Source organism: Pseudophaeobacter profundi (assembly GCF_029697505.1).
Taxonomy (GTDB): Bacteria; Pseudomonadota; Alphaproteobacteria; order Rhodobacterales; family Rhodobacteraceae; genus Pseudophaeobacter; species Pseudophaeobacter profundi.
This window is the reverse complement of record NZ_JARJEF010000002.1, coordinates 165,309-186,454: the sequence shown is the minus strand read 5'-3', so window position 1 is coordinate 186,454 and position 21,146 is coordinate 165,309. Positions and strand designations below refer to the sequence as shown.

The window sequence follows — 21,146 nt, the reverse complement described above, 5'->3', positions numbered from 1 at the left end:
AATCCTGTGTGACGGAACGGAACATCTTTATTTACCATAATACTGATTATGAGATTTTACTTAGCACAAATACCGAACCCCTGCAGCGACCACCTGCATAGAAATCCCCAGTCTTACAGCATCTCGCGCAGTTTCTGATACGCGCAGTTTTGTGACAAGAACACCTCTCCGGTCAGGTCCTGCAAAAAGTGACTGCGCTGCAACCGATCCATCACCGGCCCCTTGACCTCTGACAGGTGCAAGCTCACCCCCATATCCGCCAGCTGATGGTTGATCGCCTCCAGCGACTCCAGCGCGCTGAGATCGATTTCATTCACCGCTGAACACATCAGGACCAGATGTTTGACCGCGCCACCACCGCGATGAACCCGATCCAGGATCAGGTCTTCCATCCGCCGCGCATTGGCAAAGTACAGGCTTTCATCAATCCGGAGCGTGACGATTTTAGGATCCGTGAAAACGCTGTGGCGCTCAATATTGCGGAAATGTTCACTGCCCGGCACCTGACCGACCTCGGCCACATGTGGTCGGGATGTTTTCCACAAAAACAGGCAAATCGACGTGATAACTCCAGCGCCGACGCCGATTTCCACCCCAGCCAGGAGCGTCAGCAAGATGGTGGCAAAGACAGCTGCGAAATCAGCACGCGAATAGCGCCAGGCGGTCTTCAGGATCGACAGATCCACCAGCGACAACACGGCCACGATAATTGTTGCGGAAAGCGTTGCCTTGGGCAGAAAATACATAAATGGTGTCAAGTAGATAGCGGCAAAAGTCAATCCAATTGCTGTCAAGGCACCCGCCGCCGGAGTGCGCGCCCCGGCATCAAAGTTCACCACCGAGCGGGCAAATCCTCCGGTCACCGCGTAGCCCCCCGACAGGCCCGAGGCAATATTCGCAGCCCCCAGCGCGTTGAGTTCCTGATTGGGGTCGATCCGCTGTCGACGCTTGGCCGCCAGGGTCTGCGCCACCGACACGCTTTCGACGTAGCCAATAATGGTGATCAAAATAGCGGGTGTAATCAGCGCCTTAACCAGTTCGGCGTCCATAGCTGGCACGCCGATGGGCGGCAAGCCGGTTGGTACCTTACCGACAACTGCAACGCCCTGATCCGCAAGGCCAAGCCCCCAGGACAGCAAGATCGTGCCCACCACAGCAAAGACCGGCCCAATACGAACGATGGTGCCCGAAAGCTGCTGCGACAGGCCAAGCCGGTTCTGCAGGAGCGCCGGAACACCGCGCCGCAACCAGAACAAAAACCCTAATACCGCCAATCCCAACACGGCGGTAACCGGATTGATCTGCCCAATCCCCTGCCCCAATGACAGCAGGATTTCCGGCAGGTTGTGACCGCTGGCCGTGATACCAAGAATATGCTTTGCCTGACTGATCGCAATCAGAATACCAGAGGCGCTGATAAAGCCTGCGATCACCGGATGCGACAGCAGGTTGGCGATAAAGCCAAGCTTCAGCCCGCCCATCAGCAATAGCAATGCCCCCGACATCAAGGCCAGCACCGCCGAGGCTGCCACATAGTCCGCCACCTGCGTCAGACCAAGCGGTGCCAGCGCCGAGGCCGACATCAGGGACACCACCGCAACCGGCCCCACCGCCAGCACCCGCGATGTGCCCCAGAGCGCATAGGCCACCAGCGGCAATATCGAAGCATATAACCCAACCTGGGCGGGCAGCCCTGCAAGCAACGCATAGGCCAGCGATTGCGGGATCAGCATGATGGTCACGATCACCGCCGCAGTCAGATCGCCGCCAAGGTCCTGTCGACTGTAGGTCCGCCCCCAGCTCAGCACCGGAAAGATCTTTTCCATCAGGAGTTTTGGCGGTTGGGTTTTCATTGTCGCGATCTCTCTTGGTTTCCGTGAAACAGATCTTGGTAGCGCTTCCGCGTTTACACATTCACTTATCTATATATATTATTCCTGCTGTAAACCCCTTGCCTACGCCTTGTGAAAAATAGGGCTTTTCTTTCGGCTTTGGCCAGGTTAAGATATTGTAAATAAGCGAAAATGCTTGGGGTCACGCCCATATAAGGCCGCTACCTTTGCGAAATTTCGCGCGCATTTTCGCAATATCATCCGTGCAAAAATGCAGCCCGCTGTCATGGGGGCTCGGATCGATCTTGCCACCATTGCAATGGTGCAAGATGAGCCACGTTGCGTGGTGAAAAATTGTCCCTTGCGTATTCTCACAGCGACAGCCGAAAAACCCGATCCGCGCGGGTCGCACTGCAATGGACCGCCTCTGCCGGTTAACCTTTGCCACGCGGGCCTCGGCAAGGACAGGTGCTGCGGGCCCTTGTATTCATGGCAAAACGCGACAGCCTTGGCGCAGCCTTCACTTCGCGACGTTCATGGTTTTGGATCCAATCCTCGGTGGGAGTGCCTCATCAGCAGCCTGCTTTGCTTTGTAAGGCTACAGGTATCAGCGCGAACAATCACCAGATTGCAATTTCGCAAAACGGAACTGCAAAAACGCACGCCTCAATGTAAAAATGGCGAGGAAAAGCCTCTGCTCCCTCGCCAAGATCTTATACTCGATAGGCCCGCGAAGTCCGTCGCAGGCCAATATTGCCTAGAAAAATGCCTGCAGACCGGTCTGTGCCCGCCCCAGGATCAAGGCATGCACGTCGTGGGTGCCCTCATAGGTGTTAACGGTTTCAAGGTTCACCATGTGGCGAATGACGTTGAATTCCAGGCTGATACCGTTGCCGCCATGCATATCACGGGCATTGCGGGCAATCTCCAGCGCCTTGCCGCAGTTGTTGCGCTTGACGATTGAAATCATCTCTGGGGCTGCGTTTGCCTCATCCATCAGGCGACCAACCCGCAAGGAGGCCTGCAACCCAAGGGTGATTTCCGTCTGCATATTGGCAAGTTTCAGCTGGAAAAGCTGCGTGTTGGCCAGCGGGCGGTCAAACTGCTTTCGATCCAGACCATATTGCCGTGCCGCGTGCCAGCAGGCCTCGGCTGCGCCCATGGCGCCCCAGCTGATACCATAACGGGCCCGGTTCAAACAGCCAAACGGCCCCTTCAACCCCTGCACATGTGGCAGCAGGGCCTCATCGCCGACTTCAACGCCATCCATGACGATTTCACCGGTGATCGAGGCGCGCAGGCTGGCCTTGTTCTGAATTTTTGGAGCCGAAAGACCCTTCATGCCTTTTTCCAGCACAAAGCCACGGATCTTGCCGCCATGTTCTTCGGATTTGGCCCAGACAACAAACACATCCGCGATCGGCGCGTTGGAGATCCACATCTTGGAGCCGGTCAGCTTATAGCCGGTCGCGGTTTTTTCGGCCCGCGTTTTCATGCCGGCCGGATCAGAGCCGGCATCAGGTTCTGTCAGACCAAAACAGCCAATCCATTCGCCCGAGGCCAGCTTTGGCAGGTATTTCTGCCGCTGCTCTTCGCTGCCGTAGGCATAGATCGGGTACATAACAAGCGAACTTTGGACGGACATCATTGAACGATATCCGCTGTCTACCCGCTCTACCTCGCGTGCGACCAACCCATAGGACACATAGCCGCCGCCCAAGCCGCCGTATTCTTCGGGGATGGTGGTGCCAAGCAGGCCCATGTCACCCATTTCACGAAAGATTGCCGGATCGGTCTCTTCGTTTTCATAGGCAGCGGTCACGCGTGGCTGCAGCTTTTCCTGTGCATAGGCCCGCGCAGAGGCCATGATCATGCGCTCATCTTCGCTCAGCTGATCATCCATCCGCAGCGGATCTTCCCAGGTGAAACGCCCCAGATCGGGGGCATCCTTGGCGCGCAGCTGTGGTTTATCGGTCATGACGTGGCCCTTTGTAAAATCTGTGAGTATTGCGCAAACATTAACAGGCAGCAGCTCTGAAAAACAGCGAGACTTTGGCAACCAAACATGACAAAAGCGCATACATGCAATTGCCCAGACGTTTCCTGCCCTCTATCGCCGCCCTGCGCGCACTGGAAGCCCTAGACCGGCTTGGCAGCGCCTCGGCTGTCGCTGAAGAGCTCTGCCTGACTCAAGGGGCAGTAAGTCGGCAATTACAATCACTTGAAACCCAGTTGGGTGTCACTTTGGTGCAGCGGGATCGCAAGAAGCTGCAGTTGACCGCCGAGGCGGCAACCTACGCTCAAGAGGTGCGTCAAGCGCTGCATCAGATCACCCAATCAACCCTGCGGGTGCAGATGGCACCGATGGCCGGCAGCTTGAACCTGGCGATTTTGCCGGCCTTCGGTATGCGGTGGTTGATGCCACGCCTGCCAGAATTTGCCCGTCGACATCCCGATGTCACCATCAATATGACCACCCGGCTAGAGAGCTTTAGCTTTACTACCGAACCATTTGATGCAGCCATACATTTTGGAGATGCGAAATGGCCCGGGACGGGTTCTCTGCTGCTAAAGCATGAACATCTGATCCCGGTCTGCAGCCCCGAACTGGTCGAGATAGGCCGGTACCTTCCGGTGAAAAAAATCATCGAAATGCCGCTGCTGCATATTCAGACCCGGCCCAATGCCTGGCGCGATTGGTGCGAAATGCAGGGAGTATCGACCCTGCCAGAAGATCTGGGCGGGACCATCTATGATCAATTCTCAACGATCACTCAGGCGGCGCTGCATGGGCTTGGCGTGGCCCTGATGCCCGATTACCTGGTCGAACAGGAAATCGCGACCGGGCGTTTGACTGCGCTACAGCCGCAGCCAAGCGAGGCAAATGGTGCCTATTACCTGGTTTGGCCACAAAGCAAGTCGCGCGACCCCGCCTTGCAGAGCTTTCGCACCTGGCTAGAGGGGCAGGCCCAGCCCGAAGACCCCCTGCCCCGATAGTTAAAACTAACAAAAACGGGCCCTTAGAAAGAGCCCGTTCCATATGCCTACCGCTGGGTTATGCCCCGCGACCTAGCCCAGAGCATAGCCGGCACCGCGTACCGTGCGCACCGGATCACTGCCGCCATGCTGGGTCAGCGCCTTGCGCAGGCGGCCGATATGTACGTCCACCGTACGGGTATCCACGTAGATATCGCGGCCCCAGACACGATCCAGCAGCTGTTCGCGGCTCCAAACCCGGCCAGGCTTTTCCATAAAGGTAGAAAGCAGGCGAAACTCGGTTGGCCCCAGCTTTAGCGCGTTTTCAGACCGGCTGACCTTGTGCGTTTCGGCATCCAGCACGATGTCATCGAATTCCAGGCGCATACCGACGGTTGATGGGCGGACCCGGCGCAGCTGTGTACGCACTCGCGCCATCAACTCGATGACAGAATAGGGTTTTACCACATAATCATCGGCGCCAGTCTCCAACCCGCGCACCTTGTCGACCTCTTCTGATCGGGCCGACAGCATGATGATCGGAATGTTGCGGGTCTCGGGGCGGGTTTTCAGCCGCCTGCAGACCTCGATCCCGCTGAGATTTGGCATCATCCAATCCAGCACGATGATGTCGGGCATGTCTTCTTCGACAAGCAGCAGTCCTTCTTCCCCGTTTTCAGCGCGGCTCACGCGGAAGCCATCGGCCTCCAGATTGTAGGCAAGCACCTCGCGCTGTGCCAGTTCATCTTCGATGATCAGAACAGTAGGCTGATCGGCAGTCATTTCTTAAATCTCCTGCGGCGCGGTAGAGGTGGTATCCGCCTTGGGCCGGTCTTCCTCGGGGCGGTGGCCAGTCACCAGATAGATCAGCTCTTCCGCGATAGAAGTTACATGATCACCCATGCGTTCGATATTTTTGGCAATGAAATGCAGGTGCATACAAGAGGTGATATTGCGCGGATCTTCCATCATATGGGTCAGGAATTCCCGGAATAGCGCATTATACATCTGGTCGACCTCGCGGTCACGGGTGATCACATCAGCGGCCAGCTCGATATCGCGCTGGATATAGGCATCAAGCGCGTCTTTCAGCATCAGCTCTACCTCGCGCGCCATGCGACGCAGCGCTGCGGCATTGTCCGAAATATCTTGCCCTTGGATCAAAACGCCGGTTCGTTTGGAGATGTTTTTTGCATAATCGCCAATACGTTCCAGGTTGCCAGCGATTTTCATCACCGACAGAACCACCCGCAGATCCACTGCCGCCGGGGCGCGGATGGCAATCAAACGGGCGGCATTTTCATTGATCAGCTCTTCCAGCCCATCAATCGCCTTGTCGCTGTTGCGTACCTGCTGCGCCAACTCCTCGTCGCGGGTTTCCAGTGCGCGGGCGCAGTCCACGATCGCGACCTCAACAAGGCCGCCCATCTTCATGATCTGGGCCTGAATGGCTTCGAGGTCCCGATCAAAGGCGGAGGCAATATGTTGTTCTACCATGATAATTTCCTTTGTGGGCGCTAGCCGATACGGCCAGTGATATAGCTTTCGGTACGCGGATCTTCCGGGTTGGTAAAAATCTGGCCAGTGGGGCCAAATTCTACCAGGTTCCCGAGATGGAAAAACGCGGTCTTCTGGCTGACCCGTGCGGCCTGCTGCATCGAATGGGTTACGATAACAACAGAGTAATTGGTACGCAGCTCATCGATCAGCTCTTCTACCTGAGCCGTCGCAATGGGGTCGAGGGCAGAACAAGGCTCATCCATCAGCAGCACTTCGGGTTCTGTGGCGATGGCACGAGCGATGCACAGCCGCTGTTGCTGGCCACCAGAAAGCCCGGTACCGGGGGCATCCAGCCGGTCTTTCACCTCTTCCCAGATGGCGGCACGGCGTAGAGATTTTTCAACGATATCATCCATTTCGGCCTTGTTTCGCGACAGCCCATGGATCCGCGGCCCATAAGAGACATTGTCATAGATGGATTTCGGGAAAGGATTGGGTTTTTGAAACACCATCCCGACTTTGGCGCGCAGCTGCACCGGATCGACACGTTTGTCATAGATGTCTTCGCCATCCAGAAGAATGTCGCCACGCACGCGGCAAACATCAATCGTATCGTTCATCCGATTGATACAGCGCAGGAAAGTCGACTTGCCGCAGCCCGACGGCCCGATAAAGGCTGTGACGGTATTGGCGTCGATTTCGACATTCACATCTTTGATCGCATGGCTGTCGCCATAGTAGACATTGACGTCCCGCGCGGTGATCTTGGTGGTCTTTGTATCCAAGGATTTATCCAACATATTCATGGTGTTCATAGCCTCACCTCCGGTTACCAGCGGCGTTCAAAGCGGCGACGCAACACAACGGCCACCGTGTTCATGGTTACAAGAAAGAGCAATAGGATGATGATGCCACCCCAGGCGCGTTCATAAAAGGCGGGGTCCGCCCGTTTAGCCCATTCATAGATCTGGGCCGGCATGGCGGAATTTGGCGATAGCAGCCCTTCACCCAGGGTTTCCGGCGCGTTGGAGGCGATAAAGCCAACCATGCCGATCAGCAGCAGCGGTGCGGTTTCCCCAAGCGCCTGGGCCAGGCCAATGATGGTGCCAGTAAGGATGCCCGGTGCCGCCAGGGGCAACACATGGTGAAACACTGACTGCATTTTTGATGCACCAACCCCCAGCGCGGCATCGCGGATCGACGGGGGCACCGCCTTCAGGGCCGCGCGGGTCGAAATGATGATGGTTGGCAGCGTCATCAGCGTCAGCACCAGCCCCCCCACCAGCGGCGCCGACATCGGCAGGTGCATGTAGTTGATAAAGACGGCCAGACCAAGGATCCCGTAGACGATCGAGGGCACCGCCGCGAGATTGGCGATATTGACCTCAATAATGTCGGTAATCCAGTTCTTTGGCGCAAACTCTTCAAGATAGATCGAGGCGGCGACGCCGATGGGCAGCGCCAGGGCCAGTACCACCAGCATCATAAAGAACGATCCCAGCATGGAGACCCCCATACCAGCAGCTTCGGGGCGTTGGTCAGAGGCATCGGAACCGAGAATGAAGTCCAGATTGAAGGATTTTTCAATCACCCCGGCCGCCACCAGCGCATCCACTACATCAAGCTGCGCTGCTGAAATATTCTTATCGTTTTCAATGCTGTCGCGGCTGACACGCCCCTTCAGGTAGCCATCAACCCGGCTTTGCGCCAGAAAGCGGAATTCCACTGTTTCGCCAATCTGTTGCGGGTTGGCCAGCACATAGGCACGTAGCTGCGCCACCGCGCCTTTCGACAAGAGACCGGCCAGCTGTTTAGATTTGAGCGAGGTGTCAACACCGTGTTGTTCGATGGCCGCGCTCATCGCGCCATTCACCAATGGCGCATAGCCAAAGGTGCTGATCCGCTCGATATCTTCGATATTGCGCTCGCCGGTCTTGTCCAGCTTGCTTTCCAGCAGTTCGACATCCAGGGTCACAAAGGTCTGTTGAAAGGCGCCGGTGCCGCGGCCGAAGATTGTGACCACCAGAACCAGGAGCATCAGCAGTCCCACCGCGATTGCGGCAATACCGTAGGCCTTAAAGCGCCGCTCGTTCGCGTTTCGCTTTTTGGTGCGGTCCGATAGGGTTAGCAGCGATGTTTGAACCGAGGTTGGCGGTGTTGAAGAGGGGCTGAAATCGGTCATTAGTCATACTGCTCCCGATATTTGCGCACAATATAGAGCGCCAGGACATTGAGGCCCAGGGTAAGGACAAAGAGAGAAAGCCCGAGGGCAAAGGCCACCAGTGTTTCCGGGCTGGCGAAATCGGTATCGCCAGTCAACTGGCTGACCACGCGGGTGGTGATTGTCGTCATGGATTCAAATGGATTGGCCGAAAACTTGGCGATCGCACCGGCCCCCATTACCACGATCATCGTTTCGCCGATGGCGCGCGACGCCGCCAGCAGGATGGCGCCCACAATGCCCGGCAGGGCAGCCGGCAGAACCACCTGGCGTATGGTTTCCGATTTGGTTGCCCCCAGCCCCAAGGACCCATCGCGCAGCGCTTGCGGCACCGCGTTGATGATATCGTCCGACAGCGAAGAGACAAATGGGATCAACATGATGCCCATCACGACACCAGCGGTCAGCACCGAGGTGGCGCCGCTCATCCAGGTAAGCCCCAACAGGCCCTCTTCGCCCTGACCAAAGAGTTTAAGCAGCAGGGGCCCAACCGTCAGCAGGGCAAACAGGCCATAAACAATGGTCGGGATCCCTGCGAGAATTTCCAACAGAGGCTTGGCAAAGGAACGCACCGTAGACCCGGCATATTCCGACAGGTAGATCGCCGCGAACAACCCAACAGGCACCGCTACCAACAGCGCAATCGCCGAGATATACAGCGTTCCCCAAAGCAATGGCAGCATCGACAATTCGCTGTCACCGCGAAAATTCGGTGCCCAGGTGGTACCAAAGAAAAAGTCGCGCCAGGCGTGCAGGCCAAAGAAATTGATGGTTTCAAATAGCATCGAAAAGACGATGCCCACCGTTGTCAGGATCGCAAGAGAGGCTGCCAGGACCAGCAGGGCGAGAATACCGCGTTCAACCACGTTTCGCGCGCGAAACGTCTTGTTGGTTTTGCGAAGCGACAGGACCAGTCCGCCAAGTGCCAGAAACAGGCATACCAGCGTCATGGCGCGCCCGCCGGTTGCGGACAACTGACGGTACTGCTGCGCAGCAGCCAGCACTTCGGGGCGCACATCCGAGCCAAGCGCAACACCAACCTCGCCTAGGGTTGCACGAATATCAGTAGTTTCGGAATTCAGGTCAAGGGCCTGTTTTGCATCAAGAAATCCCTGCGCCACGACCTCATCAAGGCCATCAGAAAGGCGGCGCACATCCCCCATAATAAGGCCGATGCTGGTATTTTCAGGGATCACCTCAGACGGCAGGCTGGCGGAAACGCGGCTCTCAATCACCATGGGCTGGACCAGCAGCCAGATCGCAAGGGTCATGAGGGCCGGAATGGCAATGCTCATGGCGACATTGGCGCCATAGTAGACGGGCAATGAGTGCAATTCGCGCGGGTTACCATTGGCAGAGGCCAGGGCGCGACTGCGCCCAAACCAATAGCCGCAGGCGGTAAGCGCAAGCAGAATAACGATAAGCCAGAATATTGGCATCAAAAACTCCGGGATGACAGCAGCAGGTTTTGGCGGTTGGTCTGGTTCAAATTGGCTCTGGGGCGGAAGGAGCCGCCCCAGAGTTTTACAAGATGTACAGCGATCAGGAATTGTCGCCCATGGTGGCTTCGTCAGCAACCGCATCCTGGGTCTGGCTCAGCTCTGGGTCGGCAACCAGGCCATATTCGGACAGCGGACCATCGGGGCCGGCAACCTCGTCTGCGACGAAGAATTCAGCAAATTCCTTCAGGCCCGGGATCACGCCGATGTGGGCTTGCTTCACATAGAAGAACAAGGGGCGCGAGACGGGGTACTCGCCGGTTGCGATGCTTTCGGTCGAGGGCACGATGCCGGACATGGTGGCAACCTGCAGCTTGTCCGTGTTGTTTTCATAGAAAGCCAGACCAAAGACACCAATGCCGTCGGCGTTGCTACCGATGCGGGCCAGGGTTTCAGTGTAGTCGCCGTCGATGTCAACAGACACGCCATCGGTGCGCAGTGAGATACAGGCCTTTTCAGCGGCCTTTTTCTGGGCCTTGGCGCTGTCACCTGTTGCACCGGCCAGGATGTGTTCAAAGGCGCCGGTGGCTTCACAGCCGGCCAGGATCACTTTGTCTTCAAACACTTCACGAGTGCCGTGCTTGGTGCCGGGGATGAAGGCCTGGATCGGTTGCGCCGGGAAAGCGGGGTTCACATCGGCCCATGTCTTGTTTGGGTTGGCAACCATCTTGCCATCAACCATGATTTCGTCGGACAGGGCCAGGAACCAATCGGTTGGGGTGAATTCAAAGGCGTTGCCGTTGATGTCGCTGGCAAAAACGATGCCGTCATAGCCGATACGCACTTCGATGATGTCAGTGACACCAGCTTCGGCGCAGGCCTTAATCTCTTTTTCCTTGATGCGGCGCGATGCGTTGGCAATGTCGATGGTGTTTTCGCCAACACCTTCGCAGAACCGTTTGAGCCCTGCGGAAGAGCCACCGGATTCCACAACTGGTGTCGGGAAGTCAAAGTTTTCGCCAAAGGCTTCGGCAACGATGGAAGCATAAGGCAGAACGGTCGAAGAGCCGGCAACCTGGACCTGGTCACGCGCAGTGGCAGCAGTGGCCGTAGCGGCAGCGATGGTCAGGGCGGAAGCGGTCAGTTTCACAAAGGACATGCGTATCTCCATGAGAGAGAGAAAGTTGTGTGACCATCTTCGTGATGATCATGCGCCCCTCCTAAAAGGCTGGCATGTGGCTTTTGTGACGCTTATGTAACAGGCGTGTGACAAGATCGGAAATTCGCCGGAAATTGTCACAAAAGCCGCCCTCACGTTAATCTTTTATCGCCTTCGCCAGCAGATGACCGCGATTTGCCCGCCGCCCAGGGGCGTCGCACACCCGAATGGGTCGCCATATTATGACAGAGGTCATTATGTCAGTGGCAAGATCACGGAAAAACAGCTGCCAGTTCCCGGCTCGCTTTCCACCCGCAGCCGTCCCCGGTGGCGATTGACGATATGTTTGACAATGGCAAGGCCAAGGCCCGTTCCGCCCAGTTCGCGCGAGCGGTGATTGTCAGCCCTGTAAAACCGTTCGGTCAGGCGCGGCAGGTGAATGGGGTCGATCCCGGCGCCATTGTCCATCACCCGGACCCGAACCGCGGCACAGCGCAGCGAGGGATCGCGTTCCAGAAGTTCCAGAGTAACCTCGACCCGATCACCGCCGTATTTGATGGCATTCTCAATCAGGTTTATGAAGACCTGCAACAACTGGTCCGCATCCCCTGTGATCATCACCGGGTCATCGGGCGGCGTAAAGATCAATCGGGTCTCGCCGGCATCAGCCAGAGGCTGCACCGTCCTCAGGGTTGATGTCAGATGCCCGACAAGATCCAGCTGTTCCCTGGGGCGAATGCGCTCTTTGCTTTCGACCCGATTCAACGACAACAGATCCCCCACCAACCGGTTCATCCGGCTGGCCTCTCCTTCCATGATCGTCAGAAACCGATCACGGGCGGCGGGATCGTCGCGGGCGGCGCCGCGCAGCGTTTCGATAAAGCCCATCAGCGCGGTCAGCGGCGTGCGCAGTTCATGGCTGACATTGGCGACAAAGTCGCGCCGCATCTGGCCGGCCTGCTCGCGTTCGCTCACATCGGTAAAGGTGATCAACACAGCGCCGCCCTCAACCGCGCCGATGCCACCGACATAGCGCAGCGTCACATCAAAACTGGTGTCCTGCGCGCCGTCGTTTGACAAATGCTTGGCGCAGCGGCTGCCGCGATCCTCCAGGCATTTTTCGATGGCCCCGGTAACGCTGGGCTGGCGCAGGATGGTGGCAAAATGACGCCCCAAGATCTGTTGCCCCAGCAATTCCTGGGCAGACTGATTGGCTGCGATAAAGCGCTCAGTCTGATCCACCAACACCGAAGGCAGCGGGAATGCATCCAGAAAATCTGCGATCACCTCTTGTTTCATTGCGCTCTCCAAATGGGTTGGCACGGGGTATCAGGCAAATGTAACGAAGAGGTTGCGGCCCAGCCGCCCTGTGAAAGACAAGACGCAACATCCGCTGAAGCCGCCCTGCCCTGCAGCCTGCCCAAGCTCGCGATCTGGGCTTAAACCGCGCGCAGCTCGTCGCGAAACCGGCGCATGTTGTCCTGATAGTGCAGCGCGCTCTGCGTCAACGTCTGGGCCTGCGCTTCCGATACCTCACGCACCACCTTGCCTGGCGCGCCCATCACCAGGGAATTGTCAGGAATAACCTTGTTTTCGGTGATCAAGGCCCCGGCCCCGATCAGGCAGTTTTTGCCAATCTTGGCCCCATTCAGAACGGTGGCGCCCATGCCGATCAGGCTGTTTTCACCGATGCTACAGCCATGCAGCATGACCTTGTGACCAATGGTGCAGTTCTTACCTACAGTCAGTGGAAAGCCGGCATCAACATGCATAACCACGTTTTCCTGCACATTCGCCCCTTCGCAGATGCGAATTTCTTCGTGGTCAGCGCGAATGGTCGAGCCAAACCAGACCGAAGCCGCGGCTTCCAACACCACCTGGCCGATCAGATTGGCATCCGGTGCCACCCAGGTATCTGCATGCAGCTGCGGCCTTTGCACACCCAAAGCATAAAGTGTCATGACATCTCCTCAAATTCTGATTGCAGCGCCCGCACGTGATCCACCAGCTGTGGCTGTTGAATGCGACGCAGCCGGGTGGCTGAAATGATGGTCTTCAGCGCCTCTTCGGTGGCATCCAGGTCATCATTGACCAACACGTGGTCATAGCTGCCCCAATGGCTGATCTCGTCCCAGCTTTTTTCCATCCGGCGTTTGATGGTGTCCTGATCATCCTGCCCGCGGCTTTCCAACCGGCGGCGCAATTCGGTGATCGAAGGTGGCAGCAGAAAGATCGACAATGTATGCTGGCCAAGTTCAGAATTGCGGATCTGCTGCGCTCCCTGCCAGTCGATATCGAACAGAACATCCTGGCCCTTGTCGATCGCGGCGCGCACCGGCCCCTTGGGCGAGCCGTAGAAATTGCCAAAGACATGCGCATGCTCCAGCATTTCGCCCTCGGTGACGGCGGATTTGAAATCATCCACCGAAACGAAGTGATAGTCCTGTCCGTCCACTTCCCCGTCGCGCGGGTTGCGAGTGGTGGCCGAGACGGAAAAGCGGATGCTGTCATCCCAGCTGCGTAGCCGCTTTGCCAGGGTGGATTTACCCGCGCCGGATGGCGAGGACAGGATGATCAATAGGCCACGGCGGTTTGCCATCTCGTCTGTTCCTTCGGAGTTATTCAATATTTTGCACCTGCTCGCGCATCTGGTCGATCACTGCTTTCAACTCTAGACCGACCGAGGTCAAGTCACTGTTCAGCGCTTTTGAGCACAGGGTATTGGCCTCACGATTGAATTCCTGCATCAAGAAATCAAGCTTGCGCCCCACCGCACCGCCTGTCGTCAACAGGGTCTCGGCGGCCAGAATATGCGCGCCAAGCCGGTCGATTTCTTCGGTGACATCGGATTTCACCGCAAGCATCGCCAGTTCCAGCGCCACCCGATTGGCATCAACGCCTTCGGCATTCTCCAGCACCTTGGCCAGATTGACCTTGAGGTTTTGGGCCACCAGCGGCTTGCGCGCCGCTGCCAGCTCGGCGGCCAGATCCGTCAGGCGGCGCAGCTCTGCCAGCTGATCCTGCAATACCTGCGCCAGGGCTGCCCCCTCGGCTTCACGCATTTGAACGAATTGCGCCAAAATGCTTTCGAATTCATGACCCATCGCGGCGACCAGCGGTGCGGGGTCATCTTCGCGCAGGTTGGTTTCCAGCACGCCGCGAATAGACAGTAGATCCGCGCCGGAGGTCACCGACAGATCCACCCCCGCAGCCTGAGCGGTGGCCTCGGCTTCGGCCAGGGCGGCAAGGACGGATTGCAACAGCGGCTTGTTCAGCACCAGGCTGGTGGCGCCTGCCTCTGAACGGGTGATCCGCAGACCCAGCGTCACGTTGCCCCGCGCCAGTTCAGCGCTACAGCGCTTGCGCAGATGCGCCTCCAGCCCGATCAGCCAGTCAGGTACCCGCAAACGCAGATCCAGGCCTTTCGCGTTGACCGAACGGATTTCCCAACTCCAATTATGGGTGTCAAGCCCGCCCTGCCCCGAGGCAAACCCCGTCATGCTGCGAATAGTCATCTATATGGCCCTTTCTGGCGTGTTTTCTGGCAAAAGCATCAATTCCAACAGTGCGTCTGGGGTAGCGTTTGACGCATAAGGATAGGCCTGTCATCGGAAGGCGTTAACCATTGCTTTAAATTTTAGTCCAAATTTGAATAATATTGTGGCATGTTAACTGCAAGGTAACCATCCTGACGCTACAAATAAGGCAGTCGAGAGGCTCGTGCAGCGTGTTTGATGGCGGATGGACCGAACAACGTAAGGAAAGCACATGTTTTTTGGCGGTAGCAAAAATTCAGAGCAGGATAAGGGGCACGACAAGGTGGTTCCTATGAAAAATTTCCGTAATAGCGTTTCGATCTCTCCGATGCGGCAGGCAGAGGCCTACTGGACAGCGCTGCAGCGTGGCGATGACATTCCAAACCGGTCGCAGATTGATCCGCGCGGGCTGGAAAACATTCTGTCGCAGACATTTATTCTGGAACGCGTTGCACCGGGCGTTGCCCGTTTTCGTCTGGCTGGCCAAAAGGTCAACGAAATGGCCGGCATGGAGGTGCGTGGCATGCCCATCACCGCCTTTTTCACCCCGGATGCCCGCAAACAGATGAGCGCCGCACTGGAGCATATGTTCGAAGCCCCTGCGATTGTCGAAATCGACATGCAAACCGAAGGCTCCCGCCTGCGCGGCCGCCGCGAAGCCCGCATGTTGCTGCTGCCGCTGCGCAGTGATCTGGGCGATGTCAGTCGCGCGCTAGGGGTCTTTGTTTCCGACGGCAACCCCTCCAAGACTTCGCAGCGCTTCAGCATCTCATCAATTGAAATGCGCGCCGTCGCCAAAAAGTCAGGGGATGCTGAGTTCAAATCCAAACCCCGCGATACCGCAGATGCAAACAGCGCCAACCCCGATTTTGCAGAGCTGCAATCGCGAATGCAGCCAGAGACCTCTATCTTGCAGGAAGCCCGTGATCTGGCCGACCGCAAAACCCTGAAGCCGGTGCGCGACACCGCCCGTGCAGATGCAAAAAGCAAATCCAAAGCGCCGCATCTACGCCTGGTTTCCAGCCGAAGTGAGTCAGCCCTTTAGTAAAATTTTAGTCTATTTCTAGTCTATTTGGTCGTAGTCTAGTTACCAACGCCCCGCGGAAGAATTCCCGGGGCGTTTCCCATTTTCCGGGGACCGATCCTTTGCCGCTGCCCGTCACAAACAGGCCCGCCCCAATCGGGACGGGCCTGTTTTCATCTCATCGCCACAGCGATACACGCTTGAGGCCGGGCCTAGCCGGCTTCGGCTTTCCGGTTCTGCTGGCTGCGCAGCTCTGACAGCTCTTTGGCGACCAGAAAGGCCAGTTCCAGCGATTGGCTGGCGTTCAGGCGGGGATCGCAGGCGGTATGATAGCGATCGCTCAGGTTCTCGTCGGTCACAGCCCGCACGCCGCCGGTGCATTCCGTGACATCCTGCCCGGTCATTTCAAAGTGCACGCCGCCGGGAATGGTGCCTTCGGAGCTATGGACCGCAAAGAAATCCTGGACTTCGCGCAGGACGCTTTCAAAGGGCCGGGTTTTATACCCGGTAGAGGACTTGACGGTATTGCCATGCATCGGATCACAGACCCAGGTTACATTGGCCCCTTCTTCCTGCACCGCTTTGACCAGGCGCGGCAGGTGCTCTGCCACCTTGCCGGCCCCAAAGCGGGCGATCAGCGTCAGGCGACCTTCCTCATTGTCCGGGTTCAGCTTGGCCATCAACACCTTGAGATCCTCGGCCGTGGTGGTCGGGCCACATTTCAGGCCAATGGGATTCAACACGCCACGACAGAATTCCACATGCGCGCCGTCAGGTTGACGGGTGCGATCTCCGATCCACAGCATGTGGCCGGACCCGGCAAGCCATTTGCCAGAGGTTGAATCAAGCCGCGTCAGCGCCTCTTCGTATTCCAGCAGCAGGCCTTCGTGGCTGGTGTAGAATTCAACCGAATGCAACGCGTGCGAGGCATCGTTGTTGACCCCGGCGGCGCGCATGAAATCAAGCGTATCAGTGATCCGGTTGGCCATTTCACGATAGCTTTGCGCTTTCTCACCCTCGGTAAAGCCCAGGGTCCAGGCATGCACCTGATTCACATCCGCATAGCCACCAGTGGAAAAGGCGCGCAGCAGGTTCAGGGTTGCCGCGGCCTGGGTATAGGCCTGCAGCATCCGCTTGGGGTCTGGAATACGCGATCCTTCAGTAAAGCCAAGATCGTTGATTATGTCACCGCGGTAGCTGGGCAGTTCAACCCCATCCACTGTTTCAGTTGGTGCGCTGCGTGGCTTGGCAAATTGCCCCGCCATACGGCCCACTTTCACCACTGGCACCTTGGCACCATAGGTCAGAACCATGGCCATCTGCAGCATCACCTTAAAGGTGTCGCGGATTGCATCGGCGCTGAACTGTTCAAAGCTTTCGGCGCAATCGCCGCCCTGCAACAAAAATGCCTCGCCGCGCCCGGCAGCCGCCAAATGCTGTTTCAAACGGCGCGCTTCACCGGCAAAGACCAAGGGCGGATAGTTGGAAAGCTGCGCCTCTACGGCCCCGAGGGCCGCGGCATCGGTATAGTCGGGCATCTGCACGCGTGCTTTGTTGCGCCAGGCCGCTTTTTGCCACTCACTCATAGCTTTTCTCCGCATAAGAGGTCATATTGATAGGACGGAAGCCACCTATACAAAAACCATCCCACTCTGACCAGTTTAGATTTGCGCCTCTTGACCCCGACGCAAAGCTGTGAGCACGGTTTTCCGGTCTCACGCGGGGCTGACTTTCTTTAGTCTCTCCCGGTGCATTCACTTTTTGCCAAGGATGTGCCCAATGCAAACCAATAAGAAAAAGCCAGAGATCCCCAAGGCTATCGCCCCAAAACGTCACTACGTGTTTGTTTTACTTGATAGATTTTCGATGCTCTCTTTTGCATCGGCATTGGAATGTCTACGCATTGCCAACCGTATGGTCGGCTATGACGCCTATAGCTGGACCCTGCTGAGCGAAGGTGGCGGAAACGTGACCTGCTCTGCCGGAACGACCTTCACGTCAGATGGCGACTTGGCCGAGTTGCAGCGCGACGATACAATCATGGTCTGTGGCGGCGTGAATGTTCAGACTGCAACCTCCAAAAGGCTGCTGGCTTGGCTGCGCCGCGAGGCCCGCAAAGGGGTCAGGGTTGGCGGGTTGTGCACCGCGTCCTATGTGCTGGCAAAGGCAGGTCTGCTGGATGGCAAGCGGGCGACGATCCACTGGGAAAACATCGATAGTTTTGCAGAAGAGTTTGACGAAGTTACCCTGACGAAATCTGTTTTTGTCATTGATAACAACAGGATGTCTACTGCCGGCGGCACATCCTCCATTGATTTGATGCTGAAGATTCTTGCCAATGACCTAAGCGAAGAACTGGCCAATGCTGTGGCGGATCAGCTGATCTATTCCTCGATCCGCACCGATCAGGATACCCAGCGTCTGTCGATCCCAACGCGTATCGGGGTGCGTCATCCGAAACTCTCGCTGGTGATCCAGAAGATGGAAGCCAATATTGAAGACCCCATCAGCCCTTCAGTCCTGGCACAGGACGTGGGCATGTCGACACGGCAACTTGAACGTCTGTTTCGCCGCTACCTGAACCGCAGCCCGAAACGCTACTATATGGAGCTGCGGCTGCAGAAGGCGCGCAATCTTCTAATGCAAACGGATATGAGTGTGATCAATGTGGCGCTGGCCTGCGGCTTTGCTTCACCCTCGCATTTCTCCAAATGTTACCGTGCACATTACGAAACCACCCCCTACCGCGAACGTGGCAGCAAATCAGGCAAGCCTTGATTCTAGTGTTGGCCGATGGCCCTGACAGGGCGCAACTGCCGTCAGATGATGCGTGATATTGGTGTGAATTTGGGCCGCGGCATCAGCAGGCCCAACTTTTTTCCCATTTTTTTTCCACCACATCATTGGGCGCTGAATCGGGCCGATCTGGCCAAGCCTGCGTAGAAATTTGCCGCTGTCACGTCGCCTGGCCCAAAAAAATGCTTTAAGCTTCAAGTAGTTGATCTGATCACATGGCGCACAAACTGCGCCGCCAATGTTCACCGCGTTTCACAGGCGGCACCCCCGGATGCCCCTTGGGTGCCGCGACGCCAAGGGCCGATGCGCGATTGAGTTCTTTCCCTCTTGGCATGAAGCCTGTAAAGCATCCGCCGCATCAGGCCTGCCATCATGGCTGGCCCAAGAAGACGCACAGGTGGCCCTGGGGAGGGGCACCCTAGCTAAGGGGACTTTTCTTTTCAAATCGCCTTGCCTAGGGTTCGGTATGAACACGTGTGTTCCAATAAACGGGAGATCTCAGATGAAAAAAATATTGATGGCTACAACGGCCCTGGCGCTGACCGCTGGCACGGCCTTCGCCGAAGGCCAAGCCAAGGAAGTCAAACTTGGCGTATTGCTTGGTTTTACCGGCCCCATTGAATCGCTGTCCCCTGCCATGGCCGCGGGCGCTGAGCTGGCGATGGAGGAAGTGACCAAATCCGGCAAGCTGTTGGACAGTGCCACCGTTACCTCCGTACGTGCCGACACCGGCTGCATTGATAACGGCCTGGCCGTGGCAAACGGCGAAAAGCTGATCGCCGAAGGCGTCATGGGTATTGTTGGCGGTGACTGTTCTGGGGTGACCGGCGCGATCCTGCAGAACGTAGCCATTCCCAACGGCATGGTCATGGTCTCGCCCTCTGCGACCTCGCCCGGCCTGTCCGGTATGGAAGACAATGGCCTGTTCTTCCGCACGTCTCCGTCTGATGCCCGCGAAGGCCAGATCATGGCTGACATCTTGCAAGAGCGCGGCGTGAAGTCCATCGCTCTGACCTATACCAACAACGACTTTGGTAAGGGCCTGGCAGATGCTATCCAGACCTCCTTTGAAGAAATCGGTGGCGAAGTGACCATCGTGGCAGCGCATGAAGACGGCAAAGGCGACTACTCTGCCGAAGTTGCTTCGCTGGCTTCGGCTGGTGGCGATATTCTGGTTGTCGCTGGATATCTGGACCAGGGGGGGCTTGGCATCATCCAGTCCTCGCTGGATTCCGGTGCCTTTGACACCTTCGGCCTGCCCGGCGGCATGATCGGGGACAGCCTGCCCAAGAACGTCGGCCCCGATCTGGATGGCTCTTTTGGCCAGATTGCTGGATCTGACAGTGAAGGTGCCGGCATCTTTGCCGAGATGTCCAAGGCAGCTGGCTTTGACGGCACATCTGCCTATGCATCAGAATCCTATGATGCGGCGGCGCTGATCCTGCTGGCGATGCAGGCGGCAAACTCCACCGATCCAGCCGTATATGGCGCCAAGATCATGGATGTTGCCAATGCACCGGGCGAAGAGATCAACCCAGGTGATCTGGGCAAGGCACTGGAACTGATTGCCGCTGGCAAAGACGTTAATTTCCAGGGTGCCACCGGTGTTGAGCTGATCGGCCCTGGTGAGAGCGCAGGTTCCTACCGCGAGATCCTGGTCAAGGACGGCGAGAACACTACTGTGAAGTTCCGCTAAGCTTAGTCGGCAGATCAACACGCAAAGAACAGCCCGGGTTTTGCCCGGGCTGTTCCAAATTCAGTACCCGCAAACAAACTGCGGCAGGGGATAAATGATATGATCGTCGTCGAGGATTTGCACAAGCACTTCGGCGGGTTCCATGCGGTTGACGGCGCTTCGCTCGAAATCGCCAAGGGCTCCATCACCGGTTTAATCGGGCCAAACGGCGCCGGAAAGACCACTCTTTTCAATGTAATCGCTGGGGTTCTTGAACCCACCTCCGGCCGCGTCACCATGGATGGTGAGGATATCACCGGCCTGCCGCCGCATGAGCTGTTTCACAAGGGGCTACTGCGTACCTTTCAGATCGCGCATGAGTTTTCCTCTATGACCTGCCGCGAAAACCTGATGATGGTACCCGGCGCACAATCGGGTGAAAGCCTCTGGAACACCTGGTTTGGCCGCAAACGCATCGCCGAGGAGGAACGCGCCCTTCGCGCCAAGGCGGATGAGGTGCTCGAGTTTCTGACCATCAGCCATATCGCCGACCTGCGTGCCGGTGAGGTTTCTGGCGGTCAGAAGAAGCTGCTGGAACTGGGCCGCACCATGATGGTGGACGCCAAGATCGTGTTTCTGGACGAGGTCGGCGCCGGGGTGAACCGAACGCTGCTCTATACCATTGCCGATGCCATCAAGCGGCTCAATGAAGAGCGCGGCTATACCTTTGTGGTGATCGAGCATGACATGGAGTTCATTGACCGGCTTTGTGATCCGGTGATCTGCATGGCCGAGGGGCGCAAGCTGGCCGAAGGGTCGCTGGCCGAGATCAAGGCAAATGAGCAGGTCATCGAGGCCTATCTGGGCACAGGCCTGAAAAACAAAGACAAACTGGAGAAGACCTGATGGGCGAGACGCTGGACCTGGGGCGGCGGCGCACCAGTGGGGGCGCTGCCCCCGCCGCTGTGCGGCCCCCCCGAGGTATTTT

18 protein-coding genes are annotated in these 21,146 nt (G+C 57.3%); 5 read left to right on the top strand and 13 right to left on the bottom strand.

Annotated features, from left to right (window positions below; translation table 11 throughout):
- Nucleotides 1–113: 113 nt before the first annotated feature.
- Complete coding sequence (locus tag P2081_RS04080; RefSeq protein WP_278921609.1) at nt 114–1,853, bottom strand: SulP family inorganic anion transporter; 1,740 nt, start codon at nt 1,851–1,853, stop codon at nt 114–116.
- Nucleotides 1,854–2,589: 736 nt separating this feature from the next.
- Nucleotides 2,590–3,810 carry an acyl-CoA dehydrogenase gene (locus P2081_RS04075; RefSeq protein ID WP_278921608.1) on the bottom strand — a complete coding sequence of 407 codons (1,221 nt, stop codon included), beginning with the start codon at nt 3,808–3,810 and terminating at the stop codon, nt 2,590–2,592.
- Nucleotides 3,811–3,914: 104 nt separating this feature from the next.
- Between P2081_RS04075 and P2081_RS04070 the strand changes: the two genes are divergently transcribed.
- Entirely contained in the window at nt 3,915–4,829 is a 915-nt protein-coding gene (locus P2081_RS04070) for a LysR family transcriptional regulator (RefSeq protein WP_278921607.1), read from the top strand.
- A 72-nt stretch (nt 4,830–4,901) separates the two neighbouring features.
- Here P2081_RS04070 and phoB read toward each other — a convergent pair whose 3' ends face one another.
- From phoB to P2081_RS04020, 10 genes are all read right to left on the bottom strand, one after another.
- Entirely contained in the window at nt 4,902–5,591 is a 690-nt protein-coding gene (gene phoB / locus P2081_RS04065; protein WP_232402585.1) for a phosphate regulon transcriptional regulator PhoB, read from the bottom strand.
- 3 nt (nt 5,592–5,594) lie between these two features.
- Nucleotides 5,595–6,305 carry a phosphate signaling complex protein PhoU gene (gene phoU / locus P2081_RS04060; RefSeq protein ID WP_278921606.1) on the bottom strand — a complete coding sequence of 237 codons (711 nt, stop codon included), beginning with the start codon at nt 6,303–6,305 and terminating at the stop codon, nt 5,595–5,597.
- A 20-nt stretch (nt 6,306–6,325) separates the two neighbouring features.
- Nucleotides 6,326–7,123 (bottom strand): phosphate ABC transporter ATP-binding protein PstB, encoded by a 798-nt coding sequence (gene pstB, locus P2081_RS04055; protein WP_278921605.1) that lies wholly within the window; start codon nt 7,121–7,123, stop codon nt 6,326–6,328.
- Nucleotides 7,124–7,137: 14 nt separating this feature from the next.
- The gene (gene pstA / locus P2081_RS04050) at nt 7,138–8,490 is read right to left on the bottom strand and encodes a phosphate ABC transporter permease PstA (RefSeq protein WP_278921604.1); all 1,353 of its coding nucleotides are present in this window, start codon (nt 8,488–8,490) and stop codon (nt 7,138–7,140) included.
- Nucleotides 8,490–9,968 (bottom strand): phosphate ABC transporter permease subunit PstC, encoded by a 1,479-nt coding sequence (gene pstC, locus P2081_RS04045; protein WP_278921603.1) that lies wholly within the window; start codon nt 9,966–9,968, stop codon nt 8,490–8,492. Before pstC ends, pstA begins: the two co-directional genes overlap by 1 nt.
- A 103-nt stretch (nt 9,969–10,071) precedes the next feature.
- Nucleotides 10,072–11,127 carry a substrate-binding domain-containing protein gene (locus P2081_RS04040; protein WP_278921602.1) on the bottom strand — a complete coding sequence of 352 codons (1,056 nt, stop codon included), beginning with the start codon at nt 11,125–11,127 and terminating at the stop codon, nt 10,072–10,074.
- A gap of 255 nt (nt 11,128–11,382) precedes the next feature.
- Nucleotides 11,383–12,426 (bottom strand): ATP-binding protein, encoded by a 1,044-nt coding sequence (locus tag P2081_RS04035; protein ID WP_278921601.1) that lies wholly within the window; start codon nt 12,424–12,426, stop codon nt 11,383–11,385.
- 140 nt (nt 12,427–12,566) lie between these two features.
- Nucleotides 12,567–13,088 carry a gamma carbonic anhydrase family protein gene (locus tag P2081_RS04030; RefSeq protein WP_278921600.1) on the bottom strand — a complete coding sequence of 174 codons (522 nt, stop codon included), beginning with the start codon at nt 13,086–13,088 and terminating at the stop codon, nt 12,567–12,569.
- Nucleotides 13,085–13,726 (bottom strand): guanylate kinase, encoded by a 642-nt coding sequence (gene gmk / locus P2081_RS04025; RefSeq protein WP_278921599.1) that lies wholly within the window; start codon nt 13,724–13,726, stop codon nt 13,085–13,087. The genes P2081_RS04030 and gmk overlap by 4 nt, the downstream gene beginning before the upstream one ends.
- Before the next feature lie 19 nt (nt 13,727–13,745).
- Nucleotides 13,746–14,642, bottom strand: coding sequence for a YicC/YloC family endoribonuclease (locus P2081_RS04020; protein ID WP_278921598.1), 897 nt, complete (start codon nt 14,640–14,642; stop codon nt 13,746–13,748).
- Between the two features lie 253 nt (nt 14,643–14,895).
- Here P2081_RS04020 and P2081_RS04015 point away from each other — a divergent pair, with 253 nt between their 5' ends.
- Nucleotides 14,896–15,708: a PAS domain-containing protein gene (locus P2081_RS04015; RefSeq protein ID WP_278921597.1), complete on the top strand. Its 813-nt coding sequence runs from the start codon at nt 14,896–14,898 to the stop codon at nt 15,706–15,708.
- Nucleotides 15,709–15,899: 191 nt separating this feature from the next.
- On the opposite strand, the gene P2081_RS04010 is transcribed toward P2081_RS04015, so the two are convergent.
- Nucleotides 15,900–17,273 carry a class II 3-deoxy-7-phosphoheptulonate synthase gene (locus P2081_RS04010; RefSeq protein WP_278921596.1) on the bottom strand — a complete coding sequence of 458 codons (1,374 nt, stop codon included), beginning with the start codon at nt 17,271–17,273 and terminating at the stop codon, nt 15,900–15,902.
- Nucleotides 17,274–17,466: 193 nt separating this feature from the next.
- On the opposite strand from P2081_RS04010, the gene P2081_RS04005 reads away from it, so the two are divergent.
- The 3 genes from P2081_RS04005 (at nt 17,467) to P2081_RS03995 (ending at nt 21,064) form a co-directional block, all read left to right on the top strand.
- Nucleotides 17,467–18,465 carry a GlxA family transcriptional regulator gene (locus P2081_RS04005; protein ID WP_278921595.1) on the top strand — a complete coding sequence of 333 codons (999 nt, stop codon included), beginning with the start codon at nt 17,467–17,469 and terminating at the stop codon, nt 18,463–18,465.
- 520 nt (nt 18,466–18,985) lie between these two features.
- Complete coding sequence (locus tag P2081_RS04000; protein WP_278921594.1) at nt 18,986–20,179, top strand: ABC transporter substrate-binding protein; 1,194 nt, start codon at nt 18,986–18,988, stop codon at nt 20,177–20,179.
- Between the two features lie 99 nt (nt 20,180–20,278).
- Nucleotides 20,279–21,064 carry an ABC transporter ATP-binding protein gene (locus P2081_RS03995; RefSeq protein WP_278921593.1) on the top strand — a complete coding sequence of 262 codons (786 nt, stop codon included), beginning with the start codon at nt 20,279–20,281 and terminating at the stop codon, nt 21,062–21,064.
- Nucleotides 21,065–21,146: the final 82 nt, after the last annotated feature.